Source organism: Tabrizicola fusiformis (assembly GCF_013328815.1).
Taxonomy (GTDB): Bacteria; Pseudomonadota; Alphaproteobacteria; order Rhodobacterales; family Rhodobacteraceae; genus Fuscibacter.
The window spans coordinates 1-812 of record NZ_JABUHN010000055.1 but is presented as its reverse complement, the minus strand read 5'-3'; the positions used below and the strand labels follow the sequence as shown (position 1 = coordinate 812).

General features: G+C 68.2%; 1 pseudogene. It reads right to left on the bottom strand.

From position 1 onward, the window contains the following. Window positions 1-41 precede the first annotated feature (41 nt). A pseudogene (locus HS053_RS22120) lies at window positions 42-812 on the bottom strand (hypothetical protein); the annotation flags it as partial.

The following is an 812-nucleotide window of genomic DNA, read 5'->3' as shown; positions in this document are numbered from 1 at the left end:
AGAACTGGGCGAGGCTGAGCGGGAAGGTCAGGACAGCCATCTCACCCCCTCACGCGCGGGTGGCTGTCGATCTCGGCCACCCGGCCGGGCAGCGCCTGACGGCTCCACTCATCGACCACCACCTGCGACACTTCGATCGAGGTGTCGGTGGCAATGTCGCGCACCGCCGCCTGCCAATTGCGGTCGCGGTCCATGCTGACCCGGATATCGAGCTGCATCTTGCCGCCAGCAGCACCCGTCGAAGTCGGGCCAGCGCCAGCGCTGCCGCTGTCGGTTGCCACCCGCCAGGCGCGCGGGGCGCTGGAGCCGACCAGCCCGCCATCGGCAAAGCCCGGACGGCGGCTGCCGATCAGATCGACAAGCCGATCAACCGGCACCCCGGCGTTGATCGCCTCAAGGAGCGGTTGCGCGTTCCGGGTCGCGGCGGCGTTGACGACGAATTCGCCATTCGAGAGCCAGTGCAGCAGGTTGTCGTCGCGCGGACCGCCCGGGCCGGTCACCTTGCCACCGTCAGCCTTCGCAGGGGCAAGCCCAAACAGGCTGCCGATCAAGCCGCCCAGGTTCAGCCCGCCGCCACCCCAGATCATGTCCCAGGCATCCGAGGCCAGCATCTCGGCCAGCTTATCCAGCACCATCGCCAAGGCCCCGCCGAACGAGGTGGCGCCGCTGAGAAGCTGCTGAAACGCATTGCGCCCGGTCTCGCCGATCTGATCCAGCCGGTCGCGGACTTCCTCGAGCCGCATCCGTTCCGCGATCAGGTCGGCCACCGATTGCTTTTCTGCATCGGTCGCGCCCTTCAGCGCTTCGTGGTT